General features: G+C 66.1%; 16 protein-coding genes and 1 pseudogene. 16 read left to right on the forward strand and 1 reads right to left on the reverse strand.

The window, feature by feature from the left end; genetic code table 11:
• Window positions 1-198: 198 nt before the first annotated feature.
• The 11 genes and pseudogenes from BKA03_RS14880 to BKA03_RS14930 all read left to right on the forward strand — a co-directional run bounded on the left by BKA03_RS14880 (window position 199) and on the right by BKA03_RS14930 (window position 11,222).
• The gene (locus BKA03_RS14880) at window positions 199-1,410 is read left to right on the forward strand and encodes an ROK family transcriptional regulator (protein ID WP_062075513.1); all 1,212 of its coding nucleotides are present in this window, start codon (window positions 199-201) and stop codon (window positions 1,408-1,410) included.
• The gene (locus BKA03_RS14885) at window positions 1,407-2,345 is read left to right on the forward strand and encodes an ABC transporter permease (protein WP_062075514.1); all 939 of its coding nucleotides are present in this window, start codon (window positions 1,407-1,409) and stop codon (window positions 2,343-2,345) included. The genes BKA03_RS14880 and BKA03_RS14885 overlap by 4 nt, the downstream gene beginning before the upstream one ends.
• Window positions 2,346-2,441: 96 nt before the next feature.
• Window positions 2,442-3,464, forward strand: a complete 1,023-nt coding sequence (locus BKA03_RS14890; protein WP_062075515.1) for a sugar ABC transporter substrate-binding protein — start codon at window positions 2,442-2,444, stop codon at window positions 3,462-3,464.
• Window positions 3,465-3,505: 41 nt separating this feature from the next.
• Window positions 3,506-5,005, forward strand: coding sequence for a sugar ABC transporter ATP-binding protein (locus BKA03_RS14895; protein ID WP_062075516.1), 1,500 nt, complete (start codon window positions 3,506-3,508; stop codon window positions 5,003-5,005).
• Window positions 5,002-6,144 carry a hypothetical protein gene (locus BKA03_RS14900; RefSeq protein ID WP_062075517.1) on the forward strand — a complete coding sequence of 381 codons (1,143 nt, stop codon included), beginning with the start codon at window positions 5,002-5,004 and terminating at the stop codon, window positions 6,142-6,144. The genes BKA03_RS14895 and BKA03_RS14900 overlap by 4 nt, the downstream gene beginning before the upstream one ends.
• A 39-nt stretch (window positions 6,145-6,183) precedes the next feature.
• Window positions 6,184-7,254, forward strand: coding sequence for an SIS domain-containing protein (locus BKA03_RS14905; RefSeq protein ID WP_238579438.1), 1,071 nt, complete (start codon window positions 6,184-6,186; stop codon window positions 7,252-7,254).
• 87 nt (window positions 7,255-7,341) lie between these two features.
• Window positions 7,342-7,533, forward strand: a pseudogene (locus BKA03_RS15895) (helix-turn-helix domain-containing protein); the annotation flags it as partial.
• Window positions 7,534-8,019: 486 nt separating this feature from the next.
• Entirely contained in the window at window positions 8,020-8,964 is a 945-nt protein-coding gene (locus tag BKA03_RS14915; RefSeq protein WP_062075519.1) for a hypothetical protein, read from the forward strand.
• A gap of 315 nt (window positions 8,965-9,279) precedes the next feature.
• A complete protein-coding gene (locus BKA03_RS14920; protein ID WP_062075520.1) occupies window positions 9,280-9,552 on the forward strand; it encodes a hypothetical protein in 273 nt (90 codons plus the stop codon).
• A complete protein-coding gene (locus tag BKA03_RS14925; RefSeq protein WP_062075521.1) occupies window positions 9,549-9,896 on the forward strand; it encodes a ribbon-helix-helix domain-containing protein in 348 nt (115 codons plus the stop codon). The genes BKA03_RS14920 and BKA03_RS14925 overlap by 4 nt, the downstream gene beginning before the upstream one ends.
• A 384-nt stretch (window positions 9,897-10,280) precedes the next feature.
• Window positions 10,281-11,222: a DUF3560 domain-containing protein gene (locus BKA03_RS14930; RefSeq protein ID WP_062075522.1), complete on the forward strand. Its 942-nt coding sequence runs from the start codon at window positions 10,281-10,283 to the stop codon at window positions 11,220-11,222.
• Between the two features lie 153 nt (window positions 11,223-11,375).
• Here BKA03_RS14930 and BKA03_RS14935 read toward each other — a convergent pair whose 3' ends face one another.
• Window positions 11,376-11,582, reverse strand: a complete 207-nt coding sequence (locus tag BKA03_RS14935; RefSeq protein ID WP_062075523.1) for a hypothetical protein — start codon at window positions 11,580-11,582, stop codon at window positions 11,376-11,378.
• 846 nt (window positions 11,583-12,428) lie between these two features.
• On the opposite strand from BKA03_RS14935, the gene BKA03_RS14940 reads away from it, so the two are divergent.
• The 5 genes from BKA03_RS14940 to BKA03_RS14960 all read left to right on the forward strand — a co-directional run bounded on the left by BKA03_RS14940 (window position 12,429) and on the right by BKA03_RS14960 (window position 15,968).
• Window positions 12,429-12,851 carry a single-stranded DNA-binding protein gene (locus tag BKA03_RS14940; RefSeq protein WP_062075524.1) on the forward strand — a complete coding sequence of 141 codons (423 nt, stop codon included), beginning with the start codon at window positions 12,429-12,431 and terminating at the stop codon, window positions 12,849-12,851.
• A gap of 63 nt (window positions 12,852-12,914) precedes the next feature.
• Window positions 12,915-13,301, forward strand: a complete 387-nt coding sequence (locus BKA03_RS14945) for a hypothetical protein (protein WP_062075525.1) — start codon at window positions 12,915-12,917, stop codon at window positions 13,299-13,301.
• 26 nt (window positions 13,302-13,327) lie between these two features.
• A complete protein-coding gene (locus BKA03_RS14950) occupies window positions 13,328-13,687 on the forward strand; it encodes a hypothetical protein (protein ID WP_062075526.1) in 360 nt (119 codons plus the stop codon).
• Window positions 13,688-13,861: 174 nt separating this feature from the next.
• Entirely contained in the window at window positions 13,862-14,881 is a 1,020-nt protein-coding gene (locus BKA03_RS14955) for a DUF4192 family protein (protein WP_062075527.1), read from the forward strand.
• A 520-nt stretch (window positions 14,882-15,401) separates the two neighbouring features.
• A complete protein-coding gene (locus BKA03_RS14960) occupies window positions 15,402-15,968 on the forward strand; it encodes a hypothetical protein (RefSeq protein ID WP_062075528.1) in 567 nt (188 codons plus the stop codon).
• Window positions 15,969-16,369: the final 401 nt, after the last annotated feature.

Below are 16,369 nucleotides of genomic sequence, written 5' to 3' on the forward strand. Positions count from 1 at the left end.
GAGGACTTGCGCTGAGGTGCTGGCCTCACCCAACCCTGACACGGAGGGTTGTCCTCCGCAGTGGGCAAGATCCTCGTTCGGCGACCGTGAGTGTTTTCCCAGACTACAGGCGGCCGCGTTCCGGCTTCGCGGGCCGGCCTGGACACTCCGTGTGATTCATGTTACGTTGCCGCTTAGATTCATTCAGAAGGGAATGAAGTGGCACTCAAACACGAAACGATGGGCGAGGTGAACGAGTACGCCGTGCTCGAGTATGTCCGCGACCACCGTCGAACGACCCGTACGGCGATCGCCGCAGACTTGGGCCTCTCGCAGGCGTCGGTGAGCCGAATGGTCAGCAAGCTTCTCACTGGCGGCGTTCTCCTCGAGACCGGGGACACCGCACGTTCGGGTGGACGCCCTCATGTGGTGCTCACGCTGAACGTGGAAAGCGTTTGTGTGGTCGGTATCGACCTGGGGGGCACCAAGTGCCACGGAGCGCTCAGCGGCCTCGACGGCGTAATCCTCGCCGAGGAGTACGTGACGGTTGCAGAGGCCGGTGGCGCCTTCGCGGCGCTCGTCCAGGTGTGGACCGCCATGCAGGTCGCGGCGAAGACGCGCGGCGTCGAAATCGGTGCCCTCGCGGTCGGGGTCCCTGCCGTCATCGACGCCGATACCGAGTTCGCGGTCCGCGGTCCGAACGTGGGCTGGGATGGTTTCGACTTGGTGGAGAAAGTGCGTCAATTTGGGGTGCCGTTCCTCGTCGACAACGACGTCAATCTCGCCGCCATTATAGAAGGGGAGGTCGGCCAGGCCGTCGGTTCACGCGACTATGTGGTCCTGTCGATCGGAACCGGACTGGGTGGCGCCGTTGTGTCTAACGGTCGGCTGGTCCGAGGACGACACCATGCCGCAGGTGAGATCGGGGCCCTCCTACCGGAAGTACGTATGCTCGATGACGACAACGCGGCGGGGATCGGTGGCCTTGAGTCGGTCCTCAGCGGCGGAGCGATCGCTCGGCGGGCGCGCGAGCTGTGCGCCAGCGATCCGGCCGCTCGTCTTGAGCTCGGGCCCACCCCGACCGCACGTGAGGTGATCGCTGCTGGGCTGGCCGGGCGGCCGTTCGGCCAGAGTCTTCTCAATGACGTCGTGCGCGCTCTCGCGCAGGCGGTCATCACCTTCGCAGCTGTCGTGGATCCCGAGGTCGTGGTCATCGACGGAAGCGTCGGGCGCGCCCTCGCCCCTTTCCTCGACGAGGTCACCGCCCTCGTTGCGCGTCACGTCGCCACGCCGCCACGGTTGGCCGTCTCGGCGCTCGGACCGAACTCGACAGTCCGAGGCGCGTTGTTCGGCGCGTTGCACCACCTCCGGCTGACCGATGCGCCTCGGGTCCTTGGTGACCTGACCTACGACAGAGGCAACAACTCATGACTTCTGGCCTCCGATGGGTATCACGACACGCCCTGCTCCTGATCTTCCTCGTCGTCGTCGCGGCGTTGTCGATGGCGTCGGCGACCTTCCGATCGGTACCCAACCTGGTCAACATCGTCGAGCAGCAGTCGATCATCGGCATCGTCGCCTGCGGGATGCTTCTGATGATCCTGCTGGGTGGATTCGACCTGTCGGTCGGTGCCGTCGGAGCCGCGACGTCAGTGATCGCCGCGTGGGCCATGTCGACGAGCGGCATCGTCCCGGGTGTCTTCGCCGCGCTCGGCCTCGGAGCGGTGATCGGCCTGTGCAACGGTCTTCTGATTGCCAAGGTCGGGATCAACCCGTTTGTCGCGACGCTCGGGATGCAGTCGCTCGTCACGGGTCTGCTCTTTGTGGGGACTAGCGCCAAGCCGGTCTATGGCGTACCTGACGAGTTCACCGTCGTTGGTCTCGGACGGCTGGGACCGGTCCCCGTTGCGGCCATCGTCTACGGCGTCGTGGTGATGGCAACGTGGGCGATGCTGCACTTCACGACACTTGGTCACCGCATCTACGCCGTAGGCGGCTCAGCTGAGGCAAGTCGTTTCGCCGGGATTCGGGTCGATCGCGTCACGATCACGACGTACACCTTGGGTGCCATTGGCGCCGCGATCGGCGGGCTCGTCCTGCTCGGGCAGACGTCGATAGGTCAGCCCAGCGGCGCCCAGACCTGGCCTCTCGCAGCGATCGCGGCAGTGGCGATCGCCGGTGTCCCGCTCACTGGCGGCTCGGGCGGCATCGGCAACGTCGTGATCGGAACCCTCCTGCTCGGCGTCGTGTCCAACGCCTTGAACCTCTTCGGCATCTCCCCGTACTGGCAGCCAGCCTTCACCGGTGCCGTGATCATCGTCGCGGTTGGCATCGACATGGCCCAGCGCCGCAGGCGGACCTCTTAATAGCGCACCATCCACACCCAAGATAAGGAGTCAGCAATGCGGCATGACACACGGTTTTGGCAAAGCACCATCCACACGCAAGATAAGGAGTCGACAATGCGACATGACACACGGTTTCGGCGGGCGATTCTCGTCGTCAGCGCGGCCGCCACTGCACTGGCACTGACCGCGTGCTCATCCGGCGCGGCCAGCCAGGCCTCGGACACGGCCAGCCAGGCCTCGGACACGGCCAGTTCCGGTGGCGTCACCAATCAGCTCGTCATCGGCTCGATGTTGTGGAACGCCTCGGTGCCCTTCTACTCCAACTTCATCGTGGGTCAGCAGGAGGAGGCCGACAAGCTCGGTGTGAAGCTGGTTATGGTGGACGGCAAGGGCGACCTCGGCGCTGAGGTAGCAGGTATCCAGCAGTTGATCACCCAGAAGGTCGATGCGATCCTCGTGACCGCCTCGGACGCCACGGGAATAGCGCCGGCGGTCGAGCAGGCAGTCAAGGCGGGCATCCCAGTCTTCGCGGTCAACAACCGTGTTGACGATGCAGCGGGGGCAGTGACCTTCATTGGGGCTGACGACTACGAGTTCGGAAAGCAGCAGGCGAAGTTGCTCGTGGACTCGGTCGGTGAGACGGCCAATGTCGCATACCTCGTCGGGACTCTCGGCACGAGTGCCCAGCTACTCCGTCAGAAGGGCTTCGAGGAGGTTCTGGCCGCGCACCCCGGCATCGTGCTCGTCGCGACCCAGAGCGACAACTGGGATGCGGCCAAGTCTCTGACCGTGGTGCAGGACTGGCTGAACAAGTACCCCAAGGGGAGCCTTGACGCAATAGTCGGCCAGGGTCCGGAGGCGGCCAACGCAGCCAAGTACGCTTCGGACCGCGGTCGTACGGACATCAAGTTCATTCTTGGTGACTACCCGGTCGAGGTCCGCAACGGAATCATTGATGGCTACATCCTCGGGACGGTCGACCAGGACCCGCGCCCACAGGGAGTGCGCTCCGTTGAGGCAGCCGTCCAGTGGCTCACGGGTCAGCGGGACAAGGTGGTACAGCCGAACGAGTACCTCCCGCTGCCGATCGTGACGAAGAAAAACGTAGCCGACACCCCGGCAGCCTGGGGGGAGTGACCCAGGTCAGATGACGGGGATTGGCGAGAACAATGACTGACATGACGCCCATGCTTGAGATGCGTGGCATCCGCAAGAGTTTCGCGGGCAACGAGGTGCTGCACGGCGTCGACTACACGGTCGCCCCGCAGGAGATCCACGCCCTGGTCGGGCACAACGGCGCTGGCAAGAGCACTCTCATCAACGTGCTCGGCGGCCTGTACACCGACTACCAGGGTGAGGTCCTGTTGTGGGGCGAGCCGGTGAGGCTGTCCGAGCCTCAGGAGTCGCTAGCGGCTGGCATCTCTGTCATCCACCAGGAGTTCTCGCTCGTACCCGACTTCGACGCAGCTGAAAACCTGGCGTTGGGGCGTGAGCCCCGACGCCAGGCCGGGCTGATCGACCACCGAGCGATCCAGGTCGACGGGCGCGCTTTGCTCGACTCGCTCGGACTCAGCATCCCGCAAGGAGTCCCTGCCCGGCAGATGAGCGTCGCCCACCAGCAGCTCACGGAGATCGCCAAGGCACTGAGCCGTGATGCCTCCATCTTGGTGATGGACGAGCCGACTTCTCGGCTGGCCCGCGCTGAGCGATTGGCCCTTTTCGAGATCATCCGCCGTGTGAGCAATGACGGGGTGGGAGTGATCTACATCAGCCATTTCCTCGATGAAGTGCTCTCGATCGCCGACCGGGTCACAGTGCTTCGGGACGGAAATGTCGTCCTGACCGGCCCCGCTGACGAACTCACCATCGACGGGCTCGCCGCACTGATCGTGGGGGAGGCCCCGGCGGCCCGTTCAAAACGGATCGAGCGGAAGCTCGACGCCGGACCTGTGGTCATAGAACTCGACCAATTCGGGCAGAGCGGCCGCCCTGGCAATAGTCTGCAAGTCCACGCTGGCCAGGTACTCGGCCTCGCAGGTCTCGTCGGATCAGGACGCTCGTCCCTGCTCGAATCGGTCTGTGGAGCGAGGCCGGCAAGCGGCACCCTGCGTCTGAACGGCTCTGAAGTGCGATTGAACTCACCCGCTGTCGCGGCCCAGTTCGGCGTCGTGCTCGTTCCCGAAGACCGCAAAACCAAGGGTCTGGTCATGCAGCGGGGGGTGGGCGAGAACATCGTGCTCACATCGCTCGCGCGCGACTACGCATGGTTAGGGATTGTCCATATGGCGGCACGTCGCGAGGCGATCCATGAAGCCATCCTGCGATTCGGGATCCGGACCGCGAGCGATGAAGCAACCGTCTCATCGCTCTCGGGCGGCAACCAGCAGAAGACTCTGATCACTCGGGCGAGCGTGTCGCATCCCGTGGTCATGCTGCTCGACCAACCCACCGCGGGTGTCGACATCGGCGCCAAGGGGGAGATCTACTCGCTGTTGCGTTCTCTTGCCGACCAAGGAGTGGCCTGCATCGTCGCGAGTGATGAGATCGAGGAGCTTCTGGCGCTGTGCGACGACATCGCCGTGGTGCGGGCGGGCAAGGTCGGTAAGGTGAATAGGTCGGCCGATCTCGATGAGGCGACGCTGATGGCGCAGATGAGCTCAAAGGGAGAGCGGGAGTGAGCAGGATCGTTGGGGTCAAGGCCTACGGCTGGGACTGGTCGACCGAGCACGGGCTCGACATGGCGGGCGCTGCGCGACGTATGGTCGACCAGAAGGTCGACTGGGTGCTCGCTCAGAACCTCGTCGACCCGCTCCCGGGCAGCGCCGTGGACCAGCGACCGCCAGCGGGCGCCTACGGTGACCGGGAGTGGACGGCCCGGCTGCAGGACCAGGGCCTGCGCGTCTACCAGTCCACGGCATGCTTCTTCCAGCCCGACGAATTCGCTGATCACGTCCAACTGCGCCCGATGGACCAGCATGGCATGGTATTCGAGCCCTTCAGTTGGTACGTCGGTATCTGCCCGACCGATCCGAAGTACCTCGCGCGCAAGGCCGAACGCTTGGGTGCGGCGGTGTCTGAGACCCAGCCCGACGGCGTCTTCCTGTCGTTCTTGCGATTCCCGGGCTTCTGGGAGATGTGGCTGCCGGATGCCGAAGGATTCACGGGAACCCGCCGTGAGGACATCCGTGAGTACTGCTTCTGCGAGCGCTGCCTCGGGCTGTTCAGTACCTGGAGCGGTGCGGACCTCGGGACGGGGTCGATTTCCGAGCGTGCGGGACTCATCCTGCGCGATCTGAGGGCGCAATGGACCACATGGAAGTGCACGGTTGTCGCCGACGTGGCACTCGCGCTCCGCGAGCGCGTCCGCGAGGTCATCCCAACTGCGGACGTCATCGTCAACGGATTCGGCCTGGGGCACGACGACTTCGGCAACGCGGTCGAGGAGGTCCTCGGGCACCGGTTCGCGGAGCTCGACCGCGCCGCGGACCACTACGAGCTCATGTTCTACTTCCAGATCCAGAAGAGAGATCCACTCACCTGGATCCCGGAACGAGTCGCGGAGGTACGTCGCGAGACCGGGCGCACCATCTTGGCCGATCTTCAAGCAGGCGCTGAGTACACCGACGCGATCTATGCCCCTGGCCGCCGCAGACAAGAAATCACGGTCAAGGACTGGCTCGATGCCCTGCGAGGTGTCGCACGGTCGGGTGCGGATGGTGTGTTGGTCTACTCGTGGCGGGACCTGTTGGCCGACCAAGCCTCCGGAGGAGAACGCGTGCGCCGCCTCATCGAATACAAGAGCGGCGACCTCGACTGACTCGCCCCGACGCGCCCCAACCAAGGAGAAGCACCGCTGGTGAACAAGACAATATCGTTGGACCTTCCGGGCGCCTTGATGGAGTGCGAGATCTTCGCGCAACCCGACGTCCTTGGAAACCTTCTAGCCGACACCGACCGGCAGATCGCCGCAGTTGCGACCGCGGTCCGCCGGCGAAATCCAGATATGGTCGTGCTCGTGGCGCGGGGCAGCAGCGACCACGCCGCGTTGTACCTGAAGTACCTCATCGAAGTGAAGCTCGGGTTGCCCGTAGGCCTCTCCTCGCCGTCGTCGACAACTCTCTACGGTGCAAACCCATGGGGTCCGAGCACGCTCGTTCTGGCGCTGAGCCAGAGTGGCGGGTCGCCTGACCTGGTTGCGTCTCTAGCTTCTGCTCGCACGGCTGGGGCGCTCACGCTCGCACTCACCAATGCGCCCTCCTCAGACCTTGCGGCCGTCGCTGAGTTGCATGTGGACGTGCACGCTGGTGTTGAGCGGTCAGTGGCCGCAACGAAGAGCTACACCGCCGAACTGGCTGGGGCCTACGCACTGGTTCGGGCGTGGGAAGGGCACGCGGGTGCGTCGTCGCGGGAGGTTGCAGGAGCGGTGCGGGACGCTGCCTTAGCGGCCCTGGAGACACGCGGTGCTGTGACGGAGTGCGCTCATGATCTCCGCGACGTCAGACAACTCGTCGTGACGGGCCGTGGATTCGCGTACGCCACAGCGCGAGAGAGCGCGCTCAAGTTCATGGAGACCTGCTATCTGCCCGCACTAGCGTTCAGTGCCGCCGACCTGTTGCACGGGCCCTTCGCTCTGCTCGGGCCCGACGTGCCCGCCGTTGTGCTCGTGCCGGCGGGACGAGCCTCGGTGACGATGGCCGACGTTCTCGAGCGGATCGTTGCCACCGGCGCGCCGACAGTGTCCGTCGGTGCAGGACCGCGACCCGTCGGAGTAAGACTGCACGTGCAGACCGAGCACGACCTTCCAGAGGACGTCGCTCCGATCGTCGACGTCATCCCGTTGCAGTTGATGGCGCTCGAACTGGCCCGGGCGCGCGGGCTTGATGCCGACACGCCAAGGTCGCTCGTAAAGGTCACCAAGACGCTCTAGTGTCTGGCCTTCACCCCACGTTTGGTGGACACCTTCTGAGGGGTGGTTTCTAGTGGTGGTTGCAACACTTCGGGAATCATGGAGGTCGTGTTGTCATCGCGTCGTGTGAAGAAGGGGCGGGGGCGTCGTCCCTTGTCGGCCAAGCGTGAGAAGTTCATGGGACTGCGGGAGCGGGGGTGGAGCATCCGGGCGGCCGCTCGTGAGGTCGGAGTGTCGCGCAGTTCCGGGAGCAATTGGGCGCGAGGTTACAAGACCTACCGCAAGGGGCAGGAGATCGGCAACAACAAGCGATTCGAGGCGATGAACGAGATTCGCCGCGAATGGCTTGAACAATTCACCAGGCGCGCGACCCCACCGAAGTCCTACCTTCCCGCCGTGGTGGCGCTGATGGTGTCCGTGTCGCCCACCGATGACTTGTGGGCGCAAGAGCGAGACGGGGCGCTCGACCCTGACGCGCTGACCAACAGCACGGCGGCAGTGGCCCTCATCCGCGCCCTGGTGACAACCATTGAAGGGAGCATCGACAAGACCATTTGGCGTAGCGCTGGACCTTTCCAGGCGCGCTACCTCGCCGCGCTCCAGTCCTGGGGCTACACCCTCACGGACCCATAAGTGATGCTCTTGGACGCCATCACCAATCGCGCCAACCCGGCGAAGTTGGACTACTCACCCGAGCAGTAGCCGGAAGGCGGGGCCTCACGAGGGCCCCGCCTCACCCCGCCTGGTAAGTTGCCTCAACGGGTTGATTCCAGCGGGGGAGTGCACATGGCCGACGAGACGCCAGTCAAGTCGCGAAAGGGTTTCTTCATCTCGCCCATCGGTGAGGCAATGTCGCCCGAGCGCCGTCGAAGCGACGTAGTGCTAGCCCACATCCTCAAGCCCGCCCTCGTCCCCAAGTACGTCGACGAAATCGACCGCGCCGACCGCATGGCAGATCCCGGCGAGATCACCCCGGCAATCGTCAACGCCATCGTTGACGCCGACCTCATCATTGCCGACCTCAGCGACGCCAACCCGAACGTTTACTACGAACTCGCGATCGCTCACGCCTTCGCCAAGCCCGTCATTCACATCATCGAAGAAGGCCACCGTCCACGCTTCGACGTCAAAGACGTCCGCGCCTTCCCCTACGCCATCGACATCGACAAAGCCCTTCTCGCCCAGGCCTCGCTCGGTGACGCCGCACGCATTGCCACGGAGCGCGGAAACCAGCCCACGCTCGTCAGCCGCGCAGCAGAACTACGCGCATCGGCCGCATCCGAGAATCCTGTCGAACGCCAACTAGCCGAACTTCGCGAACTAGTGCTCGACCTTGGCTCCGATCGCGTCGACGCTCGCTCGCTCGGTGGCATCCTCCGCGACGGACCGCGTGGCGAACTCCTCGACTCGAGATCGCACCTTGAACGAAACCACTCGATCAATGTGGAACTCCGGCGCACCCGCGACGCGCTAGAGCTCGCGGATCGCGACAGCGTCGCCCGCTGGGTCACCGAGTTCGCGCAGCGCTTCGGACCCTACCTAGACGGCGTCCTGGGCGACTCGATTGGTGGCACCTATCTGCTTCATATGAGAGACGAGCCTGACGTGGCCGACAATTTCGACCGGATCCAGCTTGCGAACGCCGCGGAGGCGGCCTTGGCGCAGTTCCTGCGTCTTGTCGAGGGTCCCGCCTGGCGGGCGGTTCCGCTCCTGCCATCAGTGCGATCGTAGGGGCGACTGTCAGGCCCAGCAGTACGCGTAAACCGTCGGCACATCGCTGAACTGAAGCCCGAGTGGCTCGACCCGGCAGAGGGCGCGACGTACGCCGTGAGTGTGTGGCAGACGGACAGCGCGGGGGAGTGGGGCGTGCGAGACGTCTTCCAGTTGGGGCTACCAGTCGTGGAGCCCTAACCGTCACCCAGGCGCAGCCCGGCCACCTCACGGTGGACCGGGCCGTCTTGCTCCCCTAACGGAGCGGGTTGGTCGCACATCAAATCCCGAGGGGTTTGTGTGGACAAAACCGGGGTTGTGTGCGACAATACTTACATGCCGATTCACTGGACGCCGAGCGCTGACAAGCACGGGATCCCCCGCGATGAAGTGCTCTACGCCATCACCCATGCCACCGTCGAGCGCCAGTGGCCCCCGGCCCGCGAGGGGCACGCGATCGTCCCGCGCCTGTATGTCGGCCCGAGCCGCTTGGGCACCCTCGAAGTGTTGGCAGAAGTTGGAGAAGGGTCCGTGGTGATCTTCCACGCGATGCGTCTACGCACCAGCACACAGACCCGACTCAACGAAGAAGGAGGCAACCAACCATGACAAACACCAATGACGTCGACGGCAAGGCCGCGCTCGACGCACTACTCGCCACTCAGCCAACCCGCACCCTGTACGGGGCAGACGCGGCCGCATCCGGCCGCGCCGCCCTCGAGGCGGCAGGTCTGGACATTGCAGCGCTCGAACAGCGCATCGCCAAAGGAGGGCGCCCGCGTCTCGACGGTTACCTGCCCGGCGTGGGGGAGCGCGCCCCCCGCGTCAACGTCTCCATCCCGCCCACCCTTGAGCAGCTACTGGATCAGCGCATCTCTGCGACCGGGCAGAGCAAGAGCGAGGTCGTGCGCGACGCCCTTGAGGCGTACCTCACGCCCACCTTCCTGAGGTAGGGGAGCGCGCACCCGCATCACGGCGAACTAACGCAACTGCCCGGTTCGTACACCGCCAAAGGACGCGCTTTGCGCGCGCCCCACGGCCGCCCGACGGGGCAGCGTCGCAGAACATACGCCACCCCATCAGGCGACCCCGTCAGCTTGTGAGCACGCACAGTCCACGCCGCACAGGAGCCCTCTCGAGGGGCTTGGCACGCATTGCTCCAGACGACCACCGGGTAGGGGGCGCGGCGCGTTTCTCGCCCGCCTGGCCGCCAATCCGGGCAGGCCACAAACCCCCCTTTGTGGCTTCCCTTTGTCCGTCGTTCCTGGTACAATCGAGGTATCGGCAAACGCCGAACTGTGGCCCCAGAGGCCCGAACCTGACAAGGAGCATTACCCATGAGTGAACTCAGCATCACCCACACACACGAAGCCGGAACCCTCATCGACGGCACCAGCGGGGGAGACGCCAGCGTCGCAATCCTCAAGGCCAACCGCTGGCGCTGGGGCCGCACCATCGGCGCATGGTTCATCCCGCAAAGCCGCGACCGGTTCGCGAAAATACACACCATCAACACCACCGCTCGCCAGTTGCGCGAACTCGGCTACACCGTCACGATCGACATCGACGACAACCCGCGCCCCGTCGCACAGGCCGAAGCCGACAAGGCCGCACAACTGACCGCCCGCGCCGAAGCGCTCGCCAACAAGGCCCAGCGCCGCACCGCCCAAGCCGAGGCCGCGTGGCAGGCCAACACCGCCGCGTTTAACTCCCTGCCCGAAGGCGGCGAGCCGATCAAGATCGGGCACCACTCCGAGCGCCGCCACCGCGCCGCGATCGACAGGGCAGACCGCACAATGGGCCGCGCTGTTGCCGCCCACGAAGACGCCAAGGAAGCCGAAGGGCGCGCCCGCATCGCCGCCGCCGCCAACGACCGCCGCAACAACCCGACGACCATCGGCAACCGCATCGCCAAGCTTGAGGCCGATATCCGCCGCTGGCAGCGCCGCCTCGACGACATCGACGGACGCCGCACCGAGGACAACGCCGACCGCTGGGACGCCACGCACCACCGCCTCACCCAACTACTCGCGCGCGACTCTGACGCCGTGACCTACTGGCAAGCCGTTCGCGCCGCTCAAATCGAAGCGGGCACCATTGGCAACTACAGCGCCGCCACCATCAAGCCCGGCGACGCCGTGGCCGACCGCCGGGGCGACTGGGCGCGAGTCGTGAAGGTCAACGCCAAAAGCGTCACCATTAACGGACCCTTCGGCACCTACCGCCTCAACTTCCACGAACTCAGCGGCCACCGCCCCACCACCACCCACGCCGCCTAACCCCCCGGGGGCGCCCCACACCAAGGGCGCCCCCACTGGGGAAGGGCACCACGGCCAACCGACCACGCGCTAGCCGCGCGCGGACCACCTCACACGGGCGCCGCCACGGAGGCCGGCCCCCGAAGGACCTCGCGCACAGCGCGAGGACAGCCCTCACGCCAAGGCGCCTCCGATCGGCACAAAGCGCCGCTCGAAAACGCCGGCGTCGATCACCACCCGCTCACACTCGCGGCCCGCCTCTCCCGCAGCCGTCAACACCACCACGGGCGCTGCGCGCCCGTGCGTGCTGACCCACTCCACTCGCACCGCGGTGCCGCCCTCGCGATCGCGCCACCACGTGTCCCGCAGGTCGTCCAACATGCCGATTCCCTCGCTCTCAAAGCCCCGCCAGCGTGCCCGTCGCGGCCGATGGTACGGGGCAAAACCCGGGTCATTTCCGCTCAGAACGTGGTCGCGAGTTTCACTTCCGGCCCGCCGCGGTGCAGTATCGCCAGCGCGCGTGACACGCGGCGCAGCTTGACGTGTCGCTTGCGCGGGGGAGCGGGGCGTATTCGTGCCGCCTTCTGTCGCGTCGGTCCTGGTAGAAGAGGTGTTGCCACCAATTTGGCGACGTTTCCGATGAAGAGTGCGAGTGGACGCCCAGGCTTGTAGAAAAGTTGGTCGAAAAGAGTCATCTGAGCCTTGCGAAGCGGGCGCAGCAGCGTCAGTGCCAGGCGTCGATAATGTTGTCCACTTCCGCGTGCCACCGCCACGGCATGGGCGCTGTCGGGCAAGCCCGACCTGGGCTCTACTCGGCCGCGAAGCGGCCTCCCCAAGCCACCCAAGGGTGTCTTGGCCCTCCGGGTAACGATCCCTAACGCAACCACCCCGCCCCCACGGGGGCGTGACGCGCCCCGCCTGCAGCTGGGGAGTGGGGGCACCTCCAGTGCCCAACGCACCGCTACGCGGTACTCATCAACCACCGCGCGCAGCTCGCGCAAATCCCCGCGTCGACGAGCGGACAACAGGGCGCAGCCGGCAGGCAAAAAGCGGCCTTGACGATCAAGGGGTCCGGTCCCCGTTTCACCTCACCCAACCCCGGCACTAGCAGGCACAACACCCCCCGTCGACCCCTCTCACATGTCAGACCCCCCCAATAGAATTGAGGCATCGGCACCCGCCGACATGAGGCCCGAAAGGGCCCGAACCTGAAAAGGAGAACCACCCATGAACGACCTCACCATCAGCGTGACAGGTTGGGTAGCCACCGACCCCAAGCACATCGTCGGCCCCACCGGCACCCGCCTCACCTCATTCCGCCTCGCCAGCACCGCCCGCCACTTTGACCGAACCCGCCAAGAGTGGACCGACGGAAAAACGGAATGGTTCACAGTTCGAGTGTTCCGTGAGGCCGCGATCAACGTGAAGGACTCCCTCGCCAAGGGCCAGCCTGTCGTGGTCCGTGGACGCCTGTCCACTCACGACTGGGACAGCGACACCGGCCAGCGCACCGACCTCATCATTGACGCCGACGCTATCGGCCACGACCTCACCAAAGGCGTCGCCACCTTCACCCGCACCCAGCCCACCGCCCTCGGTTGTGACACGGAACCCGCACCCGAAGCCCCCGAGGCGAGCGCCGCCGCGTAACCACCAGTCCCGGCCCGCGCACACCGTGGGCCGGGGCACCCCCACAGCCAAGGAGACACACCCATGACCACCCAACGCACCCTCGACCGTCGCGGCGCCATGATCGCCGCCACCCAACGCACCATCGACGCCATCCAAGACGAGATCCGCGAAGCGCTCATCACCACCATCGCCAACACCCTCGAACACTGCGCCCACGTCACGCACATCACCTTCGAGGTGTCCGACCAGGGCGACTGGCTCGTCCTCGACACCCTCACGTGTCCCCGCCACGGCGACGAGTGCCCCGCCGTCCGCGCACAAGACACGCACGACCTAGAGGACTACGCCAGCCACATCTACGGCGAACAACTCACCTGGGCGGCCGAGGCACTCGACCTGAAAGACACCGGCGACGGCCTGCACTGGCGAATCGCTACCACCGTCCTACGCGCCCTCATCAACGGTTAACCCCCCGAGCCCGAAAGGACACACTCATGACCACCACCGAACTACTGGCCCACTACCGCGCCACACCAGCAACCGACCAAGCCCGATTCCTCACCACGATCTTGTCGGGCTTCGCGGAGGCCATGACCGGCAACTACGGACCATGCGCCGCGCTCAACCCGGACAAGCCCCGATGCCCCACATGTGGCCGCAAGGTCACGGACCTCATCGACATCGACGTGTCATGGACCCAACAAGACGCCCAGATCACCACCACCACCGACGGCGAAACCTACATCGACTGCCCCTCATCCGACGGGGGCGACTTCCACGTGGCGTTCTTCCTCACCGCGTGCTGTCGAGCCGCCCTCACCATCCCCAACGGCACACACATCGAGTTCACATAATCGAGAGCCCCCGAGACCCGCAACAATGCGCGGTCCCGGGGGAAACCCCTCCCCAAAACATCGCCACAAACCCCCCGTTTATGGCCCCATTTGTCGGCCACTCCTGCTAGAATTGAGGCATCGGCAAACGCCGATAGCGAGGCCCCCGAGGCCCGAAACCGAAAGGCACAAATCATGTCAAACGTCCAGCGGCTCACCATCACCGAAACCCTCGCACAGGTGCCAGCCAAACTCGGCTTCCTCCCCCGCGAATCCCTCATGGTCATCGCCATGTCAAAGCACTCCGCAGTACGCGCGATCTACCGCGCCGACCTCGCCACCGTCACGGACCTCGACACCCGCGAGCACATCCTTCACGCGTTCGCGAAGCAGTTCGACGCCCACCAAATCGCAGGCGTCCTCCTCGGCATCTACTCTGAAGGAGGCCACGCCGAGCACGCCGCCGTGACCGAAGCGACCCGCGCATTCCTGTCCGAGCACGTCGCCAGCGTCTTCGTGCACTACGTCACCAACGGCATCGTGACCGACGAGGACGGCACCAACGCCCGCATCATCGACCAAGACCCCGTGACCGCGTCCCGCACCATCAACGCGCCCACCGCCAACGCGCTCGCCAAGGCGCGCAAGGTCGAAGGCCAGTTGTGGCCCGCAGAGGCCCGACCCAAGGCCCTTGAACAGACGCTCACCTTGCTCAAGGCGTGCGCAGATGACACCTACCCCGACGTGACCACACCCGCACTTCTGGGAGCCGTCGCCGCTCTCGCGACAAGCATCGCGGGACGCGACGCCCTCGTGATCGCCGTCACTGACGACAGCGAGGACTACGGCCTAGCCCGACGCCTCGCCGTCGACCCCAGCACCCCCGGAGTGCGCGAAGTCCTGGGCGCATTCCTCGGCACCGCCAACCCCAACGGCCCCGAGGGCATCAAGCCCGACACCGACGCACTACGCGCCAAAGCAGTCATGCTGTGGGACGTCCACGCACACGCCAAGACCCCCATGTCACAGACCGGCGCCCTCACAGTGCTCGCCATGCTCGCGTTCTGGCACAACGACACCGCCGCCGCACTCACCTACGCACACGACGCGATCACGGTCGCCGAGGACATGCCCACGTTCGCCAGGCTTGCCCAACTCATCACCGCCGCCACCCAGGCAGGACTCACCCCCGGATGGGCCACCCGCATAGAATAACCGGCACCCCGACCCCCGCACCCACACCAGGCGCGGGGGTCGCGCGTCGCTCGGACGCTCACCACGGAAATGCTGGCGCGGTGCCAGGACGCGCGACGCGCGCGGCTCGCGACCTGGTGCGCCAAGCCCTCGAAACGGGTATGCGACCAGGCTGGACCGAACAGTAACCAACCACACGCCCCCACACCCCAAGGCGTGAAGGACGTGGTCCTGCTCCACGGTGTGGGCGGGTGTGCCGCTCGTGGAGAGGGGTTGCGCGCGGGGCCACCGCCCGAAGGTCGGCGCCCCCGCGGTGGCCCGGCCGGCGTGGCCGGCCGGACTGCCCTCCTGACCGCTGTGCTCGGGCGCTGGCCATCGAGGCCGGCACCCGTTCAGCTTCGCCGCGCAACTGGCCGGGTTTGCCCCCCGACGCCCGGGACCGTGGACAGCCCGACACCTTGGAGGGTGTCTGCCTGACCACCGCCCAGGGACAGCGGGACCCACACCACCGCTTGCGGGTGTTGGCACAGCGAGACCGTGCATGCTGCGCGCACGATTCGCCCACACCAACACTCACAAGCTCCGCAATCCTCCCGGCCGCAACGGAGGCGGCCGGACAAGCGGACACCCGCGGATCCACCGCGGCGCCCGCTACGCACACCACGCCCAAGGGCGTGATGGTTACGGGCACCCGCCCGCAACCGCGTCGAGCACGCTCGACGAACGAGCGCGCTACGCGCGCGATCCCCGCACCATTCCGTGGGCCGATCATGTGTCCCTCATGCGCGATGGTCACTGCGCTGCCGCTGCGTTCCCGGTTGTCAAGCGCCACACGTGGCGCCACACTCGCCTGCCAGCAGTTACGCAGCTTCGGCTTCACGGCCCCTGCGGGGTTGACAAGCCCGCGTCGACGGCGCGGTCGAGCCACCGCAGGGCAAGCTCGGTTCGATTGTCGACGAGCAGCCCCGACGCGACGCCTGCCGCGATGCCCGCGTACCTCACCCAAGCCCGACACGCAGACCGTGACTACCGGTTCGCGGCCCTCGTGAGCGCGGCCGTCGACATGGACATGCCCCCCGGTTGGCTCGCCCACGCGACCGCCGCCTAACCCCCACGCCCCGCCACCCCTAGTGGCGGGGCACCGGCGCCGCCGGTGCCCCCACAAGGTGGCGGCCGGCGGACACCAGGGGAGTGGGGACACCACCAGGTGTGGTGGCTCACTCGAGCTCCGAGCGCCGACCATCCCGCCCGCACGGCACAAAGTATCCGCACGTGCGAGCTGGCCGGCGCTGTGGATGCCGGTCCCCACGAGGGTTCCGGCAGCGTCGACCGGTGGTCGACGTGGGCCGCGCCCCGTCGGGGCGCCTGACCCATCACAGACGTCTTTCCCTGTCCGGCTTGACGATTATCGGCGCCCGCCTGGGGCGCAACCGCTGACCCACGATGTGGGATCAGCGGCGTTTTGGTCCGGCGAGGCCGCTGCGCGACCTTCCTCCCTCAACGCCCTTG

Source organism: Demequina lutea, from assembly GCF_013409005.1.
Taxonomy (GTDB): domain Bacteria; phylum Actinomycetota; class Actinomycetes; order Actinomycetales; family Demequinaceae; genus Demequina; species Demequina lutea.

Excerpts from the sequence above, each read along its gene's own strand:
- BKA03_RS14885 (WP_062075514.1), top strand. The coding sequence starts at position 1,407 with ATGACTTCTGGCCTCCGATGGGTATCACGACACGCCCTGCTCCTGATC.
- BKA03_RS14890 (WP_062075515.1), top strand. The coding sequence starts at position 2,442 with ATGCGACATGACACACGGTTTCGGCGGGCGATTCTCGTCGTCAGCGCG.
- BKA03_RS14895 (WP_062075516.1), top strand. The coding sequence starts at position 3,506 with ATGACGCCCATGCTTGAGATGCGTGGCATCCGCAAGAGTTTCGCGGGC.
- BKA03_RS14915 (WP_062075519.1), top strand. The coding sequence starts at position 8,020 with ATGGCCGACGAGACGCCAGTCAAGTCGCGAAAGGGTTTCTTCATCTCG.
- BKA03_RS14920 (WP_062075520.1), top strand. The coding sequence starts at position 9,280 with ATGCCGATTCACTGGACGCCGAGCGCTGACAAGCACGGGATCCCCCGC.
- BKA03_RS14925 (WP_062075521.1), top strand. The coding sequence starts at position 9,549 with ATGACAAACACCAATGACGTCGACGGCAAGGCCGCGCTCGACGCACTA.
- BKA03_RS14930 (WP_062075522.1), top strand. The coding sequence starts at position 10,281 with ATGAGTGAACTCAGCATCACCCACACACACGAAGCCGGAACCCTCATC.
- BKA03_RS14935 (WP_062075523.1), bottom strand. The coding sequence starts at position 11,582 with ATGTTGGACGACCTGCGGGACACGTGGTGGCGCGATCGCGAGGGCGGC.
- BKA03_RS14940 (WP_062075524.1), top strand. The coding sequence starts at position 12,429 with ATGAACGACCTCACCATCAGCGTGACAGGTTGGGTAGCCACCGACCCC.
- BKA03_RS14945 (WP_062075525.1), top strand. The coding sequence starts at position 12,915 with ATGACCACCCAACGCACCCTCGACCGTCGCGGCGCCATGATCGCCGCC.
- BKA03_RS14950 (WP_062075526.1), top strand. The coding sequence starts at position 13,328 with ATGACCACCACCGAACTACTGGCCCACTACCGCGCCACACCAGCAACC.
- BKA03_RS14955 (WP_062075527.1), top strand. The coding sequence starts at position 13,862 with ATGTCAAACGTCCAGCGGCTCACCATCACCGAAACCCTCGCACAGGTG.
- BKA03_RS14960 (WP_062075528.1), top strand. The coding sequence starts at position 15,402 with ATGCTGCGCGCACGATTCGCCCACACCAACACTCACAAGCTCCGCAAT.